20 protein-coding genes are annotated in these 19,546 nt (G+C 57.6%); 17 read left to right on the forward strand and 3 right to left on the reverse strand.

The window, feature by feature from the left end:
• Positions 1 to 227: 227 nt before the first annotated feature.
• Entirely contained in the window at positions 228 to 575 is a 348-nt protein-coding gene (locus NF676_RS14025) for a helix-turn-helix domain-containing protein (protein ID WP_252886206.1), read from the forward strand.
• Between the two features lie 126 nt (positions 576 to 701).
• Complete coding sequence (locus tag NF676_RS14030) at positions 702 to 1,814, forward strand: hypothetical protein (RefSeq protein ID WP_252886207.1); 1,113 nt, start codon at positions 702 to 704, stop codon at positions 1,812 to 1,814.
• A gap of 120 nt (positions 1,815 to 1,934) precedes the next feature.
• On the opposite strand, the gene NF676_RS14035 is transcribed toward NF676_RS14030, so the two are convergent.
• Positions 1,935 to 2,561, reverse strand: a complete 627-nt coding sequence (locus NF676_RS14035; RefSeq protein WP_095180028.1) for a dTMP kinase — start codon at positions 2,559 to 2,561, stop codon at positions 1,935 to 1,937.
• A 102-nt stretch (positions 2,562 to 2,663) separates the two neighbouring features.
• On the opposite strand from NF676_RS14035, the gene NF676_RS14040 reads away from it, so the two are divergent.
• The 10 genes from NF676_RS14040 (at position 2,664) to NF676_RS14085 (ending at position 10,510) form a co-directional block, all read left to right on the forward strand.
• Positions 2,664 to 3,725 (forward strand): SDR family oxidoreductase, encoded by a 1,062-nt coding sequence (locus NF676_RS14040; protein WP_252886208.1) that lies wholly within the window; start codon positions 2,664 to 2,666, stop codon positions 3,723 to 3,725.
• A 373-nt stretch (positions 3,726 to 4,098) separates the two neighbouring features.
• Entirely contained in the window at positions 4,099 to 4,614 is a 516-nt protein-coding gene (locus NF676_RS14045; RefSeq protein WP_123442477.1) for an HvfX family Cu-binding RiPP maturation protein, read from the forward strand.
• Positions 4,615 to 4,675: 61 nt separating this feature from the next.
• Positions 4,676 to 5,095 carry an organic hydroperoxide resistance protein gene (locus NF676_RS14050; protein WP_252886209.1) on the forward strand — a complete coding sequence of 140 codons (420 nt, stop codon included), beginning with the start codon at positions 4,676 to 4,678 and terminating at the stop codon, positions 5,093 to 5,095.
• A gap of 113 nt (positions 5,096 to 5,208) precedes the next feature.
• Positions 5,209 to 6,093, forward strand: coding sequence for an HvfB family MNIO-type RiPP peptide maturase (locus tag NF676_RS14055; RefSeq protein WP_236168811.1), 885 nt, complete (start codon positions 5,209 to 5,211; stop codon positions 6,091 to 6,093).
• Positions 6,086 to 6,862 carry an HvfC family RiPP maturation protein gene (locus NF676_RS14060; protein WP_252886210.1) on the forward strand — a complete coding sequence of 259 codons (777 nt, stop codon included), beginning with the start codon at positions 6,086 to 6,088 and terminating at the stop codon, positions 6,860 to 6,862. Before NF676_RS14055 ends, NF676_RS14060 begins: the two co-directional genes overlap by 8 nt.
• A 281-nt stretch (positions 6,863 to 7,143) precedes the next feature.
• Positions 7,144 to 7,596, forward strand: a complete 453-nt coding sequence (locus NF676_RS14065) for an HvfA family oxazolone/thioamide-modified RiPP metallophore (RefSeq protein WP_252886211.1) — start codon at positions 7,144 to 7,146, stop codon at positions 7,594 to 7,596.
• A gap of 204 nt (positions 7,597 to 7,800) precedes the next feature.
• A complete protein-coding gene (locus tag NF676_RS14070) occupies positions 7,801 to 8,016 on the forward strand; it encodes a tautomerase family protein (RefSeq protein WP_024012974.1) in 216 nt (71 codons plus the stop codon).
• Positions 8,013 to 8,669, forward strand: coding sequence for a DsbA family oxidoreductase (locus NF676_RS14075; RefSeq protein WP_252886212.1), 657 nt, complete (start codon positions 8,013 to 8,015; stop codon positions 8,667 to 8,669). Before NF676_RS14070 ends, NF676_RS14075 begins: the two co-directional genes overlap by 4 nt.
• A 98-nt stretch (positions 8,670 to 8,767) precedes the next feature.
• Positions 8,768 to 9,796: a D-cysteine desulfhydrase family protein gene (locus tag NF676_RS14080; RefSeq protein WP_252886213.1), complete on the forward strand. Its 1,029-nt coding sequence runs from the start codon at positions 8,768 to 8,770 to the stop codon at positions 9,794 to 9,796.
• Between the two features lie 84 nt (positions 9,797 to 9,880).
• Positions 9,881 to 10,510 carry a cysteine hydrolase family protein gene (locus tag NF676_RS14085; protein ID WP_207809576.1) on the forward strand — a complete coding sequence of 210 codons (630 nt, stop codon included), beginning with the start codon at positions 9,881 to 9,883 and terminating at the stop codon, positions 10,508 to 10,510.
• A gap of 186 nt (positions 10,511 to 10,696) precedes the next feature.
• On the opposite strand, the gene NF676_RS14090 is transcribed toward NF676_RS14085, so the two are convergent.
• Positions 10,697 to 11,578 (reverse strand): LysR family transcriptional regulator, encoded by an 882-nt coding sequence (locus NF676_RS14090; protein ID WP_252886214.1) that lies wholly within the window; start codon positions 11,576 to 11,578, stop codon positions 10,697 to 10,699.
• 108 nt (positions 11,579 to 11,686) lie between these two features.
• On the opposite strand from NF676_RS14090, the gene NF676_RS14095 reads away from it, so the two are divergent.
• The gene (locus tag NF676_RS14095) at positions 11,687 to 12,688 is read left to right on the forward strand and encodes a zinc-dependent alcohol dehydrogenase family protein (RefSeq protein ID WP_252886215.1); all 1,002 of its coding nucleotides are present in this window, start codon (positions 11,687 to 11,689) and stop codon (positions 12,686 to 12,688) included.
• 273 nt (positions 12,689 to 12,961) lie between these two features.
• On the opposite strand, the gene NF676_RS14100 is transcribed toward NF676_RS14095, so the two are convergent.
• The gene (locus tag NF676_RS14100) at positions 12,962 to 13,798 is read right to left on the reverse strand and encodes an MliC family protein (protein ID WP_252886216.1); all 837 of its coding nucleotides are present in this window, start codon (positions 13,796 to 13,798) and stop codon (positions 12,962 to 12,964) included.
• A 365-nt stretch (positions 13,799 to 14,163) separates the two neighbouring features.
• Between NF676_RS14100 and NF676_RS14105 the strand changes: the two genes are divergently transcribed.
• The 4 genes from NF676_RS14105 to NF676_RS14120 all read left to right on the forward strand — a co-directional run bounded on the left by NF676_RS14105 (position 14,164) and on the right by NF676_RS14120 (position 19,520).
• Positions 14,164 to 15,252, forward strand: coding sequence for an NAD(P)/FAD-dependent oxidoreductase (locus tag NF676_RS14105; protein ID WP_252886217.1), 1,089 nt, complete (start codon positions 14,164 to 14,166; stop codon positions 15,250 to 15,252).
• Positions 15,253 to 15,522: 270 nt separating this feature from the next.
• Complete coding sequence (locus tag NF676_RS14110) at positions 15,523 to 16,041, forward strand: sigma-70 family RNA polymerase sigma factor (protein ID WP_252886218.1); 519 nt, start codon at positions 15,523 to 15,525, stop codon at positions 16,039 to 16,041.
• Positions 16,028 to 17,008: a FecR domain-containing protein gene (locus tag NF676_RS14115; RefSeq protein ID WP_252886219.1), complete on the forward strand. Its 981-nt coding sequence runs from the start codon at positions 16,028 to 16,030 to the stop codon at positions 17,006 to 17,008. The genes NF676_RS14110 and NF676_RS14115 overlap by 14 nt, the downstream gene beginning before the upstream one ends.
• 121 nt (positions 17,009 to 17,129) lie before the next feature.
• Positions 17,130 to 19,520 carry a TonB-dependent siderophore receptor gene (locus tag NF676_RS14120; protein WP_252886220.1) on the forward strand — a complete coding sequence of 797 codons (2,391 nt, stop codon included), beginning with the start codon at positions 17,130 to 17,132 and terminating at the stop codon, positions 19,518 to 19,520.
• Positions 19,521 to 19,546 lie beyond the last annotated feature (26 nt).

The following is a 19,546-nucleotide window of genomic DNA, read 5'->3' on the forward strand; positions in this document are numbered from 1 at the left end:
ACCTCTCACCACCTTGGCCGGACACCTACCTGAGCTCTCAGTCGGCAAAGTTCATATCACTGCACATGAGTTCGTCTTTAGCATGGCCGAGAGCAATCGTTGGCGCGCTGCCATGTGCCTCTCACAATATTCGATTCGCTCTTGGGGGCTTCACCCGCCTTAAACCCGGAGAGGCTGCGGACTTCTGAAGCTTTCGATGCCTCTCCGAGTAAAGGACGAAGAAAGATATGGAAATGCATGGCATCAAGAGCTACGGCGAGAGACTTCAGTTCGCATATACCCTTCGTGGGTTTCCAAAACTCTACGCGCTGTCACACCGAATCGGTGTGACGGACAGCGCCCTCAGTCGGTGGTTTCGTTCAGAGCCAATCAGTATGGAGAACTTCGCCAAGCTGTGCGTCGAGCTGAACGTCAATGCCGACTGGCTTCTGCTCGGCCGTGGACAGCACTCGCTCGGCGCCATGCATGACGCGCCGCATCGCAAAGCGCTCGCGGACGTAATTGAAAGAATGGCCGACAACGATGTTCGTAACCTCGCCAAGTTTCTTGATGAAGTGACTACTCCAGCACCTTGAGCGCCACGCAATATTTTCAGGGCAATTCGTGAGCCCTGCTCAACCGACTGAGCTTCACGAAGGGGCCGATATTGATAACTTCTAGATGCCCAAGCAATGACGCCTGGGTATGAGCTGGAGATCATCATGTGCACTAAGGAATCTGCAAAAGCTGATGTAGAAGTGAAGTTCGAGTCCCAGAAAACGTTCAGCCTTTTCGGTCGGAACATCTCAACTTGCCAAGCGGCCCTGGGGGCTGGTGCTCACGTGCAAGTCACCAACACAGAAGGCCTGAACTACCATCTAAATGTTTTCGCGAAATGCGAGTGCGACGGGCTTCTGAAGAGACTCAACGTGGCAATCGACAAGTCCATAGGTAACCCTCCCGAAGGCTTGCGTGACGTCCCTTTCACTATCGACCGCACTTCCCATCCCGACTGGCGCTCTCGTCAAGCCTATCTTCGCGATGGTGTGGGATTTACGAGCAGGATCATCACCTGCGCATGGCCTGCCCTTGCGCCGCCTAAGCTGGGCAGCGTGGTAACCGGTGGAACTACGACGACAATCGACGCCACAGCCATCGACTCGCAGTTGGTTTATGCCATGACCGATGCTACCCCGGAGCAGGTCAGCGCATACTCCCACCTGAACCTCTACGCACAGGGGGCTGCGCGTGCGGTCCTGAAAAGCAAGGGCGTGGACATCACCAATACGGACTATCTGCAGACGAAGCAATGGTTCGATGCTGTGGTTTACCAACTGACCGATCTGGGCTTTACCGTAAAGGCAGCGAGTGGCGGCCAGGTCAGGCAGGATGTCTCTTCAGGTAACGTGGACATCGGTAGTTTGCTGACCACCATCGTTGGCACGTATCTGGGAGCGACGGAACTCGAGAGTTTCAAGCAGCTCGCGACGCTCTTGGCCAAGGATCCCAACGATTCGGGCACCCACGACTTCATGACCTTCTGGTGGAACAAGGCCAGCACTAAGGACGGCCGCACGACTGTCGCCTTTGGCCCCATCAAGAACGACCAGGGCATGGCTTCGGTGACGGTGGTTTACCTCGTGTTGGATGTGGAATTCACAGACTGGCACTCATTGTTTGTCAGCTACCACCATGAAGGTGTAATGATCCGCAGCGCAGCCATTACCCTGGATCTCGACATGGAGGTCTACAGCAACAATGAAAAAGCAATCTTCGACGCCATCTCCGGCGCAGTGGCCAATCACATCAAGACTCAGGAACTGAGTTTCGACTGATAGCCGATCGATGCGGGGCTCCAGCACATATTCGCAACGCTGGAGCCCCGTTTTTTTGTGCAATGGCACTTTCCGCGCTGCCTTTCTTAGTCGACCGTGATCTGCCCTGAGGGACTGGCGCTAAGGAACGCGTAGACGGCTCACCACCCGATTAATCTCCCCTACCACCCGCCCCGTCGCCTCCTCGATCGTTCCCTCATTCCGACACAAAAACCAACCCTGATCGGCAGCGGCCACCTCAAACGCCTCAGTACAAGCGACATGCTCCTCCAGACCGCGAAGCACAGTACTGCTCAAGCCACGCCGTCGCGCCCCCGCCCTCGCCCACGAAATTTCCGCCGCCGTGACCACGCCAACATGCAGGTCGGGCACCTGAACGTTGCGATCACGGTTTAATTGCAGGATTTCAGCAAACGGGACTATCCGGCGAAACGCCGCATCGGATGGATACCAGCGATCGATCAGGATGATGCTGTCGGTGGGTTGTCTGGTCAGCACGTTTCGGGAAATCCAGCTGCGGCTATCAGCGAGGCGTTGGCAGACTTCCAGTTCCAGATCCCGGTCAGGATGTCGGACGAGTCGGTTCACCAGATGCATTGTCTCGCCCCTGAACGGGTCGCTTTTTTTCTCGCACAACCGGATGACTTTCTGGTTGTCTGCCCTCAGGACTTCAGTGATGGCCTCCAACAGCGAGGTTTTGCCGACGCCTTTGGGGCCATCAAGGGAAACAAACAGCGGACGAGTCATTGTTCACAGGCTTTAACGGGGAGTGGGGAACACTCTAACGGATTTTCAGGTTGAACCTCTTCTGCTCAGGCGGACTCCCAAACCTGAATTCAGGAGAAACCTATGACCCAGACAGCTTTAGTCGTGGGCGCCAGCGGCATTGTCGGCAGCGCCATCACTCAGTTACTCATCGACAACCAGTGGCAAGTCGCCGCGCTGTCGAGGCATCCGTCGCAAGCGCCAGGCGTGATCCCTGTCGCGGCGGACCTTCAGGATCCAGCCTCTTTGGAACAGGCGCTGAGGGATGTGAAACCCACGCATGTGTTCATTACCACATGGTCGCGGCAAGCCACGGAGGCCGAGAACATTCGCGTCAATGCGGCCATGGTACGCAACGTCCTCGCCGCCATTCGCCCAGCCAAAAGCGTCAAACACGTAGCACTGGTTACCGGCCTGAAACACTACCTCGGCCCGTTCGAAGCCTATGGTAAAGGCAGCCTGCCACAGACGCCGTTTCGCGAAGAACAGGGTCGTCTGGAAGTCGAGAATTTCTATTACGCTCAGGAAGACGAACTCTTCGCCGCGGCTGAAAAGGATGGCTTCACGTGGAGCGTTCATCGCCCGCATACCGTCACTGGGGTGGCCGTGGGCAACGCGATGAACATGGCAACCACCCTCGCCGTCTATGCCTCGATTTGCAAACACACCAATCGCCCTTTTGTGTTTCCCGGTTCCAGGGTGCAGTGGGACAGTCTCACCGACATGACCGATGCGCGGCAGTTGGCGAAGCAACAACTGTGGGCGGCCACCACCCCGGCTGCGGCCAACCAGGCGTTCAACGTCACTAATGGCGATGTATTCCGCTGGAAATGGATGTGGGGCCGCATTGCCGAATACTTCGACCTGCCTGCTGCTGACTATCCCGCGTCACCCTCGCCTCTAGAGAAGCAGATGGCGGACGATCAAGCCGTATGGGCGCAAATAGTCGCCAAGCACGGTTTGAAAGAGTCCGACATTGGACGTCTGATTTCCCCATGGCATACCGATGCCGACCTTGGCCGCCCCATCGAAGTGGTCACGGATATGTCGAAAAGCCGCCTGATGGGCTTCACTGCCTACCAGGCGAGCGATCAGGCATTTTTCGACGTGTTCGACAAACTGCGGGAGATGCGCTTGATCCCCTAGGCGGTTCCAGACTGATAAGGTGGGCACCTGGCGTGCCCCCTCATTCAACAGTCATTTCCACGCCCTCGCCCCCCACATCTGCGACTTTCATTCGCCCTGTGAAATCCTCCTGCCAGTCACCGGCAGAACGCAGCCAATCGTATATCCCAACTCCAAAATAGCGCCTTCCACAGGTATCGCTCTGTATCCAAGTGTGTACGGACGCAAACACGTTACACAACATTGATCTTCCCGCCCCCTCAGACACAAGCGAGATACACCAGCACGATGAACTGCGCCCACGGCCAGCGCAGTGCTCCTGTGCCTGACACCTGTCATTGGGAGCACCTGAACGGCTTCCACTTTCTTGACGACAAGTCGGAGGATTAAACCCATGCATACAAACGCGTCATCGGTCTTGAATCGGCTGCAACTTAATCTCGATCGCGCTGGGGACTGGATCGCCCCTTTGAGCCTGCGCGTTTTTCTGGCCTGGGAGTTTTTTGAAGCGGGATGGGAAAAGTGGAACGGTGAGAACTGGTTCCCCAGCATTCAAGGGGCCTTTCCTTTTCCCTTCAATCAGCTGCCGGCTACGTTCAATTGGCAGTTATCCATGTGGGCAGAACTGCTCTGTTCCATCGCTTTGCTTGTAGGCCTGGGAACACGCCTCTCGGCACTGATCCTCATCGTGGTCACCGTCGTGGCAACTGCCGCAGTTCACTGGCCAGCAGAGTGGTCGACATTGAGTGAGCTGGCTATGGGGTACTCCATCAGCAACAAAGGCTACGGCAATTTCAAGCTGCCGTTGATCTATCTCGTAGCCCTTCTCCCACTGGTGTTCACAGGCGCCGGCAAGCTGAGCCTGGATGCATGCATCGGTCGGTATCTCAAGCGTTTGAATGCACGCTGAGTGTTATCGCGTCACCGAGGTTATCGCTCTCAACCCCCGCTAGTTAATCAGGAGTTTCACCATGACCCATATTGATAAAGTGCTGTACACCGGCAAAGTCCATACCTCTTCGGGTGGTCGCAATGGCACCGCCCTCAGTGACGACGGCCGACTGGATATAAAGCTGTCGTCGCCTGGCACTTCTGGCGCCGGTACCAACCCAGAGCAGTTGTTCGCCGCAGGTTGGTCGGCTTGTTTTATCGGTGCAATGGGACTAGCGGCGAGCAAGCTGAAAGTCACCCTCCCGATTGACCTTGCGGTCGACGCCGAAGTCGATCTAGGCACAACCGATGGCGCTTATTTCCTCCAGGCTCGCCTCAACGTCTACCTTCCCGGGCTGGATCGCAACGTTGCTCAAGACCTGATCGATACCGCACACCAGACATGCCCGTACTCTAAAGCGACGCGGAACAACATCAACGTGGTGATCAACCTCGTTTGAGCAGAACCGTGGCGGGTTTCAATCGCCCGATCCACGCCCACCCGGCTGCCAAAGGTGACCGTGGAGGTGGCGTGGATCGGGCGTTTCAGACGTCGAATCGGAGTATTGAGCTCATGCAAACGAACACTTCATCACCAACGCATTTAGATCCACAGCTCCCCCTGGAGGCGACAGTCGGGCTCGGGTTGCGCCGTGCGCTGCTCAATACGCTTCGTGACGCTCCGGTCGGTGATTTCGATTTTCTGGAGGTGGCTCCAGAGAACTGGATCGGCATCGGCGGCGCTCATGGTGAGGTCCTGCAGTTGCTGGCTGAACGCTACCCGCTGTCATGCCATGGCCTGTCACTGTCGCTGGGTGGCAGTGCGCCGCTGGACGAGTCTTTTCTTGAGCAAGTCCGCGGGTTTCTTGATCGTTTCAACGTGCCGTTTTATAGCGAACACCTCAGTTACTGCAATGACGATGGCCATTTATACGACCTGCTACCGTTGCCATTCACTGAGGAGGCCGTTCATCACGTTGCTGCGCGCATCCGCCGTGCACAGGACATTCTCGGTCGTCGTCTTGCTGTAGAGAACGTCTCTTACTACGCCGCTGCTCATCAGGACATGGACGAACTGACGTTCACCAATGCAGTGCTCCGCGAGGCCGATTGCGACCTGTTGCTCGACGTCAACAATGTGTACGTCAACTCAGTGAACCATCGCTTTGATCCAACGGTTTTCCTCGCCGGCCTGGAACCAGAACGCGTAGTCGCCATGCATGTGGCTGGGCATTACGACGAAGCTGATGACCTGATCATCGACACCCATGGTGCGTCGGTCAAACCGGTAGTCTGGTCATTGCTGGGACAGGCTTATGACCTTTTCGGCGTGAAGCCAACCCTGCTGGAGCGCGATTTCAACTTTCCGTCCTACGACGAACTGGTGGCTGAGCTGAACACCATCAGGCGCTTGCAACGCGACGCGGGTGCTTTGGCGCGGGTGACTGTCGATGGCTGACTCCCCTTCAAGTTTGCACAGTCAGCAGCTCGCGCTGACCCGGTACCTGCGTGACCCGGACAGTTATGCGCCGCCTGCGCAGATGAATCCCGCAAGAGCGCAGGTCTATCTCAACTTGGTGTTGAACAATCTGTTGGGGTTGCTGGGTGGGACGTTTCCGGTGCTGGTTGCCGTGCTGGGTGATGCCGGTTGGCGTGCGCTGGTGCGACGTTTTTTGCGTGATTACCGCGCGCAAACGCCACGCTTCGGAGAAATTGCTCGTGAGTTTGTAGACTTCGTAGCGAGCCTGGAGGACTCGCCTGATCACGAACACCCCTGGTACCCGTTCTTGCCTGAATTGGCGCATTACGAGTGGGTGGAAATGGCGCTGCAACAGTTGGACGCTGCGCCGTTAAAGGCCAGTGATGCGGCGCACTTACTCGACCGCCCCCTCAGGCTCTCCCCGCTCGTCTGGCCGCTGGCTTACACCTGGGCCGTACATCGTCTCGGGCCAGGTCATCTGCCTTCTGAACCGCCAGAACAACCGACGTTGCTGCTGATCAGCCGTGTGCAGAGTGGCCAGGTGCAATTCTCCCAGGTCAGCCCTCTCGCGTTCCGTTTGTTGCAGCGGATCGAGCAGTTCCCTGACATGGATGGTCGAGCGCAGTTGCACGCTTTGGCTGCGGAGGCTGGTGCTTCAGACGTGACCGGCTTCGTCGCTGACGCACTGGTTCTGCTGCGCCAGCTGCATGCGCAAGCTGCCGTCGGGGTAGCAGCGACACCCGTTTAAAGCTGTTGTCCTGACTGACGCGCAAAGGCTGAGGTCGGTTTTTGTATCTCTATGTACCCAAACGCGAAGTCTTGGGATTGGCTTACAAATGCTCCTCTCGCCGATACATCGCCGATACATGACTCCCGCTAAATAGGCCTGCCCGAATAAGGTCGCTCTGTCGAAGTGGAAGACGCTTGCGCCCTTCGCCTCGAGCTTCCTTGAGGGTCTATCCGCCCCGTGACATGAATCGCGGCCTCGCCGCGCAAAGCATCTGGAGAAGCACTATGTACCGTAAACCAATGTCGAACAAAACCAGTCTCGGCCTGGCCGCAATTGCCTTAGCCGGTGGCATGAGCCTGGCATCGTCTGCGGCTTTTGCTGTTGAGCCATTGCCCCAAGGCTACCAACTGGCATCGGCCGATAAAACCGGCGAAGGCAAGTGTGGCGAAGGCAAATGCGGCGCCAGCGAAGCCAGCGACAAGTCCGCTACTGCCGAGGGCAAGTGCGGTGAAGGCAAATGTGGGGACGACTCTTTCGCTCGCACAGATACCGACCATGATGGCCTCGTTTCTCTTAAAGAGCTGCTGGCTGTGGCACCTCAGGGCGGTGAAGAATTCAAAGCGATGGACACCAACCACGATGGTTTTCTTTCGGAAGGTGAGGTCTACAAGTTCAGAACCAACCAGTACATTTCCAACGGCAAGAAAGTACCCACCGAGCTATTTACCCGCATGAGCAAAGCGCAGAACTGATTCCTCCCGCCGTAGCATTCGCCCTCCCCGCGCCTGCAGCCAGGGAGGGCGATTTACCTTCTGCAAAGCCACCAGTTGTATTGATTACACCGCGTTATAAGTGATGTTCTCCGCCCCTGATTTATCCCCTGAACGCAACACTCTAAAGTCCATCCCACTGCTCCCCTCATCATGTCGATGGGGCGCCCACAGGAGACTTATCCCATGCCTTTCATCAGCGTTCGTATCACTCGCGACGGCGTTACCAAAGAACAGAAATCCCAAGTCATCGCCGAGATCACCAAAACCATGCAAACAGTCCTCAACAAGGACCCGCACCTCACCCATATCGTCATTGAAGAGGTCGACACCGATAACTGGGGCTATGCCGGAATTACCACCACCGAGTACCGCCAACAGCTGGCGGAGTCGAAGAAATGACTTTCCCCGTCCGTATCGACTTTGTGTCGGATGTGGTGTGCCCCTGGTGCGCACTCAGCGCCACGGCGCTGGAACAAGCCATCGCCAATGTTGCCGGCGAGGTTGCCGTAGAACTGACCTTCAAGCCGTTCGAACTGAACCCGGACATGCCGGCCGAGGGCGAGCACGCCATCAAGCACATGATGCGCAAATACGGGCGCAGCGCCGAAGAAGTCGCCGCGCGCAATGAAATGATCGTCGCGCGCGGCAAAGCCATCGGTTTTCAGTTCGACCTGGACAAGCGCAGTCATTTCTACAACACCTTCGATGCCCATCGCCTTTTGCTCTGGGCCGTGCAGGAAGGCCGCCAGGTCGCGCTGAAGAAAATCCTGATCGAGGCTTATTTCACCAATGGCGAGAACCCCAGCGACCACGAAACATTGGTGCGCCTGGCCGGTGAAGCGGGACTTTCAACCACCCGCGCCCGAGAGATTTTGGCCAGCGAGGCGTTCGCTCTCGAGGTCCGTGAACTTGAGAGTTTTTACCTTGAGCGCGGAATTAATTCGGTCCCGGCCATGGTACTGAACGGTCGTCAGTTGGTGTCCGGATCGCTATCCGTCAAGGAATACGAACAAATCCTCAGGCAAGTCGCACGAGAGCCCGCCACAGCCTGACAAAGCGACTTAACTTCAATACCAGTTATTAACCATTTGGCCGGGGCCTTGGTGAAGTGACCGCCCCACTTCCTTTCATCAACGTCAAGTGAACCGTCATGCCTCACGACTTGAATCAACTGGAAACTGCGCTGGCTGCTTACCCTCGAGTGGCGCTGCTGGAAGGTCCGACACCGATTCAGAAGCTGTCCCGCCTGAGCCGGGCAGCCGAGCTGCATGGCTGCAATCTCTACGTCAAACGCGATGACCTGATGGGCCTTGGCGGTGGTGGTAACAAACTGCGCAAACTTGAATTCCTGCTTGGCGAAGCATTGGCCGAAGGCGCCGACACACTGGTTACCTGGGGCGGTTTTCAATCCAATCACGCCAGGCTGACCGCCGCCGTCGCGGCCCGCCAAGGTTTGGCCTGCGAGCTTATCCTGACCCCGTCTGCGGTGCGCAGCGATGATGATTTTTGTCATAACGGCAACGTATTGCTTGATGACCTGTTTGGCGCAAAGGTTCATCGACTGCCGCGGGGTCTGACGCCGGACATCTACGCTGGCGAATTGCTCAGCGCGCTCAAAAGCCAAGGCAAAAAACCCTTCCTCATACCGTTGGGCGGCTCCAGCCCCAGGGGCAGTCTGGGCTACGCCGCTTGTGCAGGGGAGATCCTCCGCCAGGCAGACGCGCTCGGCGTTCACTTCGAGCGGATCATCATCCCCAACGGCAGCGCCGGAACCCATGCAGGACTGCAAGCGGGTCTGGCACTCGCTCGATCATCAACCGAAGTTATCGGCTATTCGGTATTGGCAACTGAGGAGCAGGCCACGGCGGCGACCCTGAGCAAAACTCGGGAAACCTTGCAGCTCCTGGACCCGTCCGCAACCCTTGCGGAAAGCGCAATCACTGTGGATGGCAGTCAACGTGGCGACGCCTATGGCGCCCCCACCGAATCGATGCTCGAAGCGGTCCGGCTGCTGGCCTCCGTTGAGGGCTTGCTGACGGATCCGGTCTACGGTGGCAAGGCCTTCGCCGGGTTGCTCGCTGCCGTGCGCCAAGGCGACTACCCGGCAGGAAGCAATCTACTGTTTGTGATGACCGGCGGCTTGCCTGGCCTCTTTGCCTACCGCAGCGCCTTCAACTGACTTGAGCTTTTTCGTCGTCATAAAAAACTGATGCCCGGGCGAGCCCACGGCATCGGTCACTCAACTTGCGTGGAGTACATCGTCATGTCGAACGCCTCTTACCCGCTGAACCGCACCGCTTATCTGCTGGTCGATCCGTACAACGATTTTCTCTCGGAAAACGGCAAGGTCTTCCCCTTGATCAAGCCGATTGCCGAACAGGTCGGGCTGCTCGACAACCTGCGGGCCCTCGATCGCGCCGTACGAGCGCAGAACATTCCGGTGGTCATCGTGCCGCACCACCGTTGGGAACATGGCGACTACGAAGGCTGGGATCATCCAACACCGACCCAATGCAAAATCATGCACATGCACCACTTCGCACGTGGTGAATGGGGCGGCGAATGGCATCCCGATTTCGCGCCGAAGGACGGCGACATTGTCGTGCAGGAACATTGGGGCTCCAGCGGCTTTGCCAATACCGACCTTGATTTTCGTTTGAAGCAGAAAGGCATCACCCACGTCATCATCGTCGGCCTGCTCGCCAACACCTGCATCGAAGCGACCGCCCGCTACGCCTCGGAACTGGGCTACCACGTCACGCTGGTGCGCGATGCGACCGCCGCTTTCCGTGCGGAAATGATGCACGCCGCCCATGAGTTGAACGGGCCGACCTTCGCTCATTCAATCGTGACTACCCAAGAACTGATTGAGGCGCTTGCAGCGCAGGAGTAATGGCGATGAACCTCACCGATTTCGCCAGTTTGCCGTAGCGCGCTCACTCCAAGGACAACTCAGCGCTTGATCGACCGCCAATAAGAGCTGTGCAGAAATCAGCTTGAGCCACCTGTTCGTGTCGGCTTCAATGGCAGGAAAATTCGCTGATGGTCGATGTAGATCCGTCTTCCCGGCGAAACGCTTCTACAACATTTGCTCGCGTAGAAAATCGATGAACGCCATCGTCCGCGCTGAACGTCGTCGCTCGCGGCTGAGTACGGCGCTGACAGGCAGCGCGCTGGTCTGATAGCTGTCGAGTACGGTACTCACCCTGCCCTGCTCGACGTCAGCTGTGAACAGCCATTGCGGTGAGAGAGAAATACCCAAACCGGAGAGCACCATTTCGCGGATGGCCTCGCTGCTGTTGCTGGTGACGTTACCCTGAATGGCTACATCGAGTTCTTCGGCGCTGTGGGTAAAGTGCCAACGGTCGTAATGCTCCAGCAACGTGAAGCCGATGCAGTTGTGATCGGACAGTTCGCTGGGCTCACGTGGCACGCCGTGCAGAGCCAGGTAAGCGGGCGCGGCATAGACACGCCGTGGGCTATTGCCCAGTGGCAGTGCCACCAATCCCTCGCTCTTCACCGCGCCAATGCGAATAGCCAGATCGATGTTTTCCTTGAGCAGGTCTTCATTGTGGTCACTCAGCCGCAGGTCAATCCGCACATCAGGATGGCGTTGCAGGAAAGTCCCTATGAGCGGTGCGATGCATAACCTTCCATAACTGACCGGGGCGGCGACTCGTAAAGGGCCGGCGATCTGCTCCTGGCCACTGGTAAAGCTTCGCGTGGCAGTTTCGACGTGGCCGAGAATTTCCTGGCAGTGGTCGTAGAAGCGTTGACCTTGGTCGGTCAGGGCCAAATGCCGAGTGCTGCGTGCGAACAATGGCCCACCCAGATACTGCTCCAGCGCGCGCACTTGCTTGCTCACTGCCGGCTGCCCCATGTTCAGTTCACGGGCGACCGCCGAGAAAGACCCGCGCTCCACGACGCGAACAAAGACATGCATGCTGTCGAACAGATCCATCGACGATTGGTTCTCTTTGTGGAATAAGTCATATGCGAATTGGGTTTCTTATCGGAATGATTAAAGCGCGGCAATCTGTAAGCGTCCATCCCAACACAGGTTCCCGTCATGAAACATTCCATGCTTGTCGCCATCGCCGAGTCCGCTCAATCCCCGCTGGCCATCCGTCACATCGATCGCCCTGTTGCCGGTAAGGGGCAAGTATTGGTCAAGGTTCACGCCGCAGGGGTCAATCCGCTCGATACCAAAATTGCCGCCGGCGCAGGGGCTCACGCCCGTCAACAGCTGCCGGCCGTGCTCGGCCTTGATCTTGCCGGTACGGTGGTCGAAGTGGGCGAAGCGGTCGACGGGCTCACCCAGGGCCAGGAAGTCTTCGGCATGCCCGGCGGGATCGGCGGTGCCCAAGGCACCATGGCCGAGTACATTGCCGTGGATGCCCGGCTGATCGCGGTCAAGCCACAGACCCTCAGCATGCGTGAGGCGGCTGCATTGCCTTTGGTATTCATCACCGCGTGGGAAGGTCTGGTCGATCGAGCCAATGTCCGCTCCGGCCAGCGAGTACTGATTCATGGCGGCGCGGGTGGGGTCGGCCAAGTGGCTGTGCAACTGGCCAAGGCTCGTGGTGCCGATGTCTACGCCACCGGTTCGGCGGGCAGTCTGGACTTCATACGCTCGCTGGGCGCGACGGCGATCGACTATCAGGCACAGAGCGTTGAGGATTATGTCGAGCACTACACCGCCGGCGAAGGGTTCGATATTGTCTACGACACCGTCGGCGGCAGCACGCTGGATGCATCATTCCAAGCCGTGAAAGCCTATACCGGGCACGTGCTGAGCTGCCTGGGCTGGGGCCAGCACAGCCTGGCACCGTTGTCGTTCAAAAGTGCCACCTACTCGGGCGTCTTCACTCTGGCTCCGCTGCTCACCGGCAAAGGACGCGAACATCACGGCGCTATCCTGCGCGAGGCCGCTGCGCTGGCCAACGCGGATCAACTGACGATCCGCGTGGATCAACAGTACTTTGCACTGCAAGACGTCAACGAGGCGTTTCGCCAAGTCGCCGAAGGCCGCGGCAAGGGCAAGACGGTGATCGAGTTTGTGGGTGCATAGCTTCTTGTAATCTCTTCATAGCGCTAACGGCCAAAAGCGTCCGCCTTTGGCCGTTAGTTGCCACACAAGGGCAACCGCTTTCGGCCAAGAGCTGCCGCCCCCATGGTCTTCTCCAGCGCAAAACGCTGTCGCCAGTTGCTGCCGAACGTACGGCACACCTACTGGCATGGGCCGCACACCATATGGATGGCAACCCGATTCCTGTATGCGGCTCTTTCTATGAGAGCTGGCCTCTCACCCATTTGTATTTACCTGGCCTGAACAAACCGCTGCTCAAGGTTTTCTTTTGCATTGCTCTTCGGGCGCACCATATCCCCAAGTGATGATGGCTTCGGCCTTATGTTCCCAAAGCGATTCATTACGCCCGACGTACTTGATGCCAATGCCACGCAGTTGCTGGTACATCAGCGATACGCTGTCGCCACGCTCGGCTATTAATGTCGGCGGATCAGTTTCGAAGAACCTGACAGTTACCTCGTTTGCAGGGTTGCCGTCGCATTCGTAAAAGACAGGCCCAGTGCCAGAGATCAGTCGGTACCGTGCTTGCAACTCAGCGATACGGTTATGGTATTCCATGCGCAGGCATGCACCGACGTCATCACTCTTCCAGCAATCGTCCCGCCCCTTGATCCACCCCCGCTGCTCTGCTTTGAGCATTGGAGGATGCTCGTTGCCAGCCTTGATACTCGCACTGGCATACACTGCCGAGAGTTTGCGATCGAGGGCAGATAATTCCTTGTCTTCACATATCAATGCTTCGACACCGCCAGGCTCCGCCTTTGAGCAATCGTAAGATGGACCAGGTGACGAATTGATAGCCGACGATGTTCCCGTGCGCGCCCCGGTCGACTGTATCGCACTGATTTGCTGATCAATGTAATTGCACCACTGTTCGGAGCTTCGCTCAGGGACATCTGACCCCTCTTGAACCCCCAGCTTTATCTCGATCACTGACTTCCATTCGTCAGAACCTAGATCCGGTTCGTGCCCTTGCATATCAGCCGTATGCATAACCTTATCGACCGATTGATACCACGTGTTTGAGCATTGAGATTGCGCCTTGGCAACGCCTGTGACGCCAATCAGTAGCAAAACCAAATATTTGCGCATGTGCGGTTTCCCTGGATTTACGCAGTCGCCGACCAGTCATCTTAGCCGGTCTCATCCGCTAGTGATTGGTGAGTCAACAGTGATTGCAGCATAAGAAGTCCTCGCTGCGCAGGCACGCCTGATGCGTCTAGGCCTTCAGCACAGTTCGGGTTTGCTCAGCAATTTCCAGATGTCGATATTTGGCGATTGTGTATGTATATGGTGGTGCCCTCCACGTGGGTGAAGGACCGGGGTGGATCAGTCGCACGGCACCGTTGTCGGACTCGGCCAGAAGCAGACACTTAAAAAGCTCAACGATCAGGTTCTCATGTCATGAAATCATCCGGCTGCCGTACCATCGGCACATCGACAATACGGAGGTTGATATGGGAAATGGTCAGGACAAACGAGTCGTTGTCATTGGTGCAGGCATCGTTGGCGCGTCATTGGCGTATCACTTGGCAGCTAAAGGCGCGAATGTCACTTTGGTAGAAGCTGAAGATATAGCTTCGGGAGTGACTGGCAGCTCATTCGCCTGGCTCAATGCCTCACACCCCGAACCCGACCCAATCGCGCAACTGCGCGGTTCTGCCATCAAGGAGTACCGCCGACTCGAAACGCAGCTGCCAGGTCTGGAGATAAGATGGACAGGCGCCTTGTCTTACAGTGCGATGGCGATTGAGGCGCTGCCAGTCTCAGGTCACCAGGCTTCAGCAAACCTGGTGTCTCGATCGCGGATTCTCGACTTGGAACCAAATCTCAAGAACCCTCCCCAGTCTGCTCTGTATGCGGCTGAAGAAGGAGCGCTGGACGCAGTGGCAGCTACGCATGCGTTGATCGCAGGTGCGCAGGCATATGGGGCAAAGATTCTCACTCAGACGCGAGTGCTCGGTTTTGTAACCCAGAGTGCAACGGTGACTGGAGTCGAAACAACGACAGGCAGCCTCGATGCCGATATTGTCGTACTGGCAGCCGGGGCAGGCATCACGAAACTGACAGACATGCTTGGAGTGTCCCTGCCAATAGAGGCCTCCCCTGCCATTTTCATCCGTTACAAGTCACAACCCGACCTCGTACACACCCTCATATCCAGCCTTGAAATGGAAGTGCGGCAAAGTTCGGATGGTGCGTTGCTCGCGGCGGAAGATTATCTGAACGATGCCGTGGAAAATCAGCCGGCAGCGATAGCGCTTCGCACTGCCAAGACAATCCAGAACGAACTCCATGGTGTCGTCTCCATAGAACCGGAACGGGCTTGTGTCGGCCTCAGGCCCATGCCTGCCGATGGCATCCCCATCATCGGTTATCTCCCCAATGTAGGTGGCGTCTACGTTTGTGCGATGCACCCTGGAATTACTTTGGCGGCGATAGTGGGACGTCTGGCCAGCGAGGAGATCATCGATGACAAGGTATCCAGTGCCCTTTGCCCATGCCGGCCTGATCGATTTTTGCAAGCGGAGGGAAGCCTCTTGTGAGGCAGAAATCGGCCAAGAGCAGACGTTCGAACCTAAGATAATGCGATGAAGGGAAAAACTAGAATGACAGCACCTCTGACCAGTAACGCAGCAACCCAGCCTGGGCCTATTACCGGGATCGGCGCGTCAGCCTGAACTGTGGCCAATTGTCCAGGAAACCAGGGGCGTCATTTCGCCCGAAACAGACACTACGCGCGACGCATTTGCCTGATGGCCCAACGCCTGAGTAGAATGCGATTCATTATCAATCATGTATGTCCCGGGATGCCGATGCGTAGCGACGAAACACTAGGTACTGCAGATCCAGGGCTGCTCTATCGCACCCACTTCTCGTGGTTACAGGGCTGGCTGATTCGGCGCATCGGCTGTCGCGACAACGCCGCAGATCTGGCGCAGGACACTTTCGTCCGTGTGCTCAAACACCGTCATCAGTCCGGCGCCCTGCGCGAACCACGTGCTTATTTGAGCAGCATTGCCCGAGGGTTGATGATTGATCAGTATCGTCGTCGCGAACTCGAACGCGCCTACCTGGAAAGCATCACGTTGCTGCCGCAACACGAGGTTCCCTCGGAAGAAAACCGGCTGATGATTCTTGATGCGCTCGAGCGCATAGACCGTCTGCTCGACTCGCTTAAACCAAGAGTACGCCAGGCGTTTTTATTTGCCCGACTCGACGGTCTGACCTGCGCGCAAATCGCCGAAAAGCTCGGTGTTTCCCGCGCGACGGTGGAGCGCGATCTGGCCACGGCCCTGCAACATTGCTATCGCTTGCGTTATGTCGAGGCCTGAGCCCGAGGCGCTGGATCCGGCCATTGTCGAGCAGGCAATCCAATGGCTGGTGCGCCTTCGCTTCAATCAAGCCGATGAACAGACACAGCGCACGTTTGAACACTGGCTGCAGCAGCGCCCGGAGCATGGATTGGCGTGGCAGCGTGTGGAAACGCTGGGCGATGAATTTGAAGGCGTGCCAGCTCAGCTGGCTCGACAAACCCTTAAGGGCGCCCAGCAGGGAATGCGCCGGCGGGAAAGCCTGAAGCTACTGGGCGTATTGGCGACGGTCGGCACGGCAGCCTGGCTCGGCCGCGACTACACCCCCCTGCTCTCCATGCTTGCACGGCAGCGCAGCAGCACCGGCGAGCAACGGCGCTTCCAACTCGACGATGGCAGCCTTATCCAGCTCAATAGCGATAGCGCCGTCGACAGCGATTTCGACGCCCAGCGGCGCCTGATCATCCTGCGCCGTGGTGAAATCATCGTGAATGTCGGTGCGGATCAACACTCGCCGCAAGCGCGACCATTGTGGGTGCAATCACGCGACGGAATGATGCGAGCCCACAGCTCGCGCTTTCTGGTCCGCGAGCGTGACGACGGCACTCTGGTCGCGGCCCAGGAAGGATCAGTCACGGTGTTCCCCGGCTCCAGTCAAACGCCTGCGAGCCGCAACGTCCTGGCAGGAAACCAACTGCTGTTCACCCCAAGCGGCACCCGAACGTTCAGGGACAACGGCCTTGATCCATGGGGTTGGGGTGACGGAGTGATCAGTGCGAACCATATGCGCCTTGGGGACTTTATCGCGGAGTTGTCGCGTTATCGCCCAGGAGTCTTGCGCTGCGCCGAAGAGGTCGCTGATCGACGCGTTTCCGGCACCTTCCAGCTCGCCGACAACGACCGGGTCCTGGCATTGATCGCGCAGTCACTGCGCCTGCACATTGATTACCGAACCCGTTATTGGGTGACCGTAACCGCTGCCACCTGAGTCCACCTGTATATTTTTCTGCTATCTGAAAAATAATGAGGTGGTTTCTCATTCTCGTTCGACCTCTAAGGAAGGCCGGAATACAGGCCAGTCTGCCGATGTCCTTTCTTGGAGCGAGAAAATGAGTTCGTCCCCGGTTTCACAGCGCCATCCATTAAGTCGTGCCATGCACGGTGCGATCTTGGGTTTGATCGTGAGCAGCTACGCATTGCCATCGCTGGCGCAAACCTCGGGCGCTGATCACAGCAATCAAGTCAAACAGTGGAATATCGCCCCCGGCCCGCTGGCGCCGGCGCTTGACCGCTTTGCGCGCGAGGCTGGCATCAGTCTTTCCTTCGACGCCTCGAGTGTTGCGAACCGCACCACGGCTGGCGTGAATGGCTCGCTCGATACATCGGCAGCGCTGTCATCGTTGCTCCAGGGCAGCGAATTGCAGGTCGAACAGCAAGGCCCGAATGCTTACCTGCTGACCCCTCAAGCAAAAACCGCCGGCCCGCTGGAACTCGACGCAACGGCTGTTGAGGATTACCGCCTCGCCCCGCTCATCATCAATGCCAAGGTCCGGGTCAGTGCCGACGACGACGCCAACTCGGTGGTTGCCAAGGAGCTCTGGGTGGGCGGCAAGGTGGCCACCAGCATTCTCAATACACCGGCATCGGTGTCGGTGGTGACCAACAAGGAAATGCAACAACGCAGCGTCAGCACCACGGAAGAAGCGCTGCAATATACGCCGGGCGTGGTCAGTGACTTTTATGGTACGGATGATCGTAACGACTATTTCCAGATCCGCGGCTTCCAGGCCACCACCTACCGTGACGGCTTGACCCTCAGCTCGATGCGCGGCGTACGCGAAGACCCATTCGCCTATGAGCGCATCGAGATTCTGCGTGGCGCCAACTCCACGCTGTTTGGCCCTGCGGACCCGGGCGGTTCGGTAAATTTCGTGACCAAACAGCCGCGCTTCGAGAAGTTTGGCCAAGGCTATGTGACCTACGGTTCGTTTGACCATGTCGAGACCGGCATCGATGTCGGCGATGCGCTGAACGACGAGAAAACCCTGGCCGGCCGTTTTACTGCCAAAGGCCAGAACAGCGACCGCGAGTACGATCACTCGCAGGACGATAACCAGTTGTTTATGGGTGGCCTCACCTGGGCACCGACGGATTACACATCGGCTACGATGATTCTGGATTACCTGAAAACCGAAAGTTCGCCCAACAGCGGCGGCTATCCACTGGATCGGGAATACGACCGCAGCAAGTTTTATGGCGAGCCCAGCTACAACTTCCACGATGTCGAGCGCACCAGCCTCAGCGGTAACGTCACCCATGATTTCGACAACGGCTTCGTGCTGCGCAGCAATCTGCGTTACAGCAAGTTGACCGATGATTTCGGCTACGTGTACCTCAGCGACAGCGCCGCACGTGTCGGTACCACCGTCGATCGCTACCTGTTCGGAACCGACACTGAAGCCGACCAGTTCAACGGCAATCTGATGCTGCAATACGATGCCCGCTTCGAGAACATCGACAGCAGCAGTCTGGTGGGCGTGGAGTACCTCGATTCGACCACCAAGGAAAGCTCGGTCTACGCCCTGACAACCCCGATCGACATTGCCAACCCGGTGTTTACTGGCGTTCCACGCTCAATCGCGCCGTATGCCGTCAACAAGCGAGACGCGACCACCAAGGCTGTGTTTCTTCAGCAGAACCTGTCGTTCTACGAGCGTTTCATCGTCACCGGAGGTGTGCGCAACGACTCGATGGACCTGACCAGCAAAGGCTTGCAATCCACTGAGAAAGACAACTTCTCCGAAACCTCCTACCGAGGTGCGTTGACCTATATCGTCAACGATGAAGTATCAACCTACGTGAGCATGGTCGAATCCGTCTCGCCGCCGCAGGTTGGCGTAACACCGCAGACAGGCAGGCAGTACGAAGTGGGCGTGAAGTATGCGCCGATGGGGATGGACGCACTGTTCTCCGCCGCGGTGTATGACCTGACCCAGGAAAACGTCACCATCGCCGTGATGCTGCCGAGCGGCATCATCGAGCAGCAGACGGTGGGTGAATCACGTGCACGCGGCCTCGACCTGGAGGCCAAGGCGCAGGTGACGCAGAACCTCAGCCTGATCGGTGGCTATTCCTACATGGAGTCCGAGGTACTGCGCGGTTCTTTGTATGACGGCAGTTCTCTGAAGGGCAACGAGTTCGCCACGGCACCCAAGCATTCCGCTTCGCTCTGGAGTTACTACGACGTACCCGCCACTGATGTCAGCGTGGGCCTGGGTGCGCGCTACGTCGGCGCTTATTACTTCGATGCAGCCAACTCCGGCAAAAGCGATGGCACTACCCTGTTCGACGCCGCCTTCAACTACAAGATCGCCAAGGGCACCGACCTGGCGGTGAACGTCAGCAACCTGCTGGATGAGCAGCACGTGGTCGGCTCCGGCACGGCGAACTTCTACAACCCGGGCCGCGAGATTACCGCCAAACTGAGCTACAACTGGTAAGCAAGCGGGTCAGCGTTTTTCCCCAC

Source organism: Pseudomonas siliginis (assembly GCF_024072275.1).
GTDB classification, from domain to species: domain Bacteria; phylum Pseudomonadota; class Gammaproteobacteria; order Pseudomonadales; family Pseudomonadaceae; genus Aquipseudomonas; species Aquipseudomonas siliginis.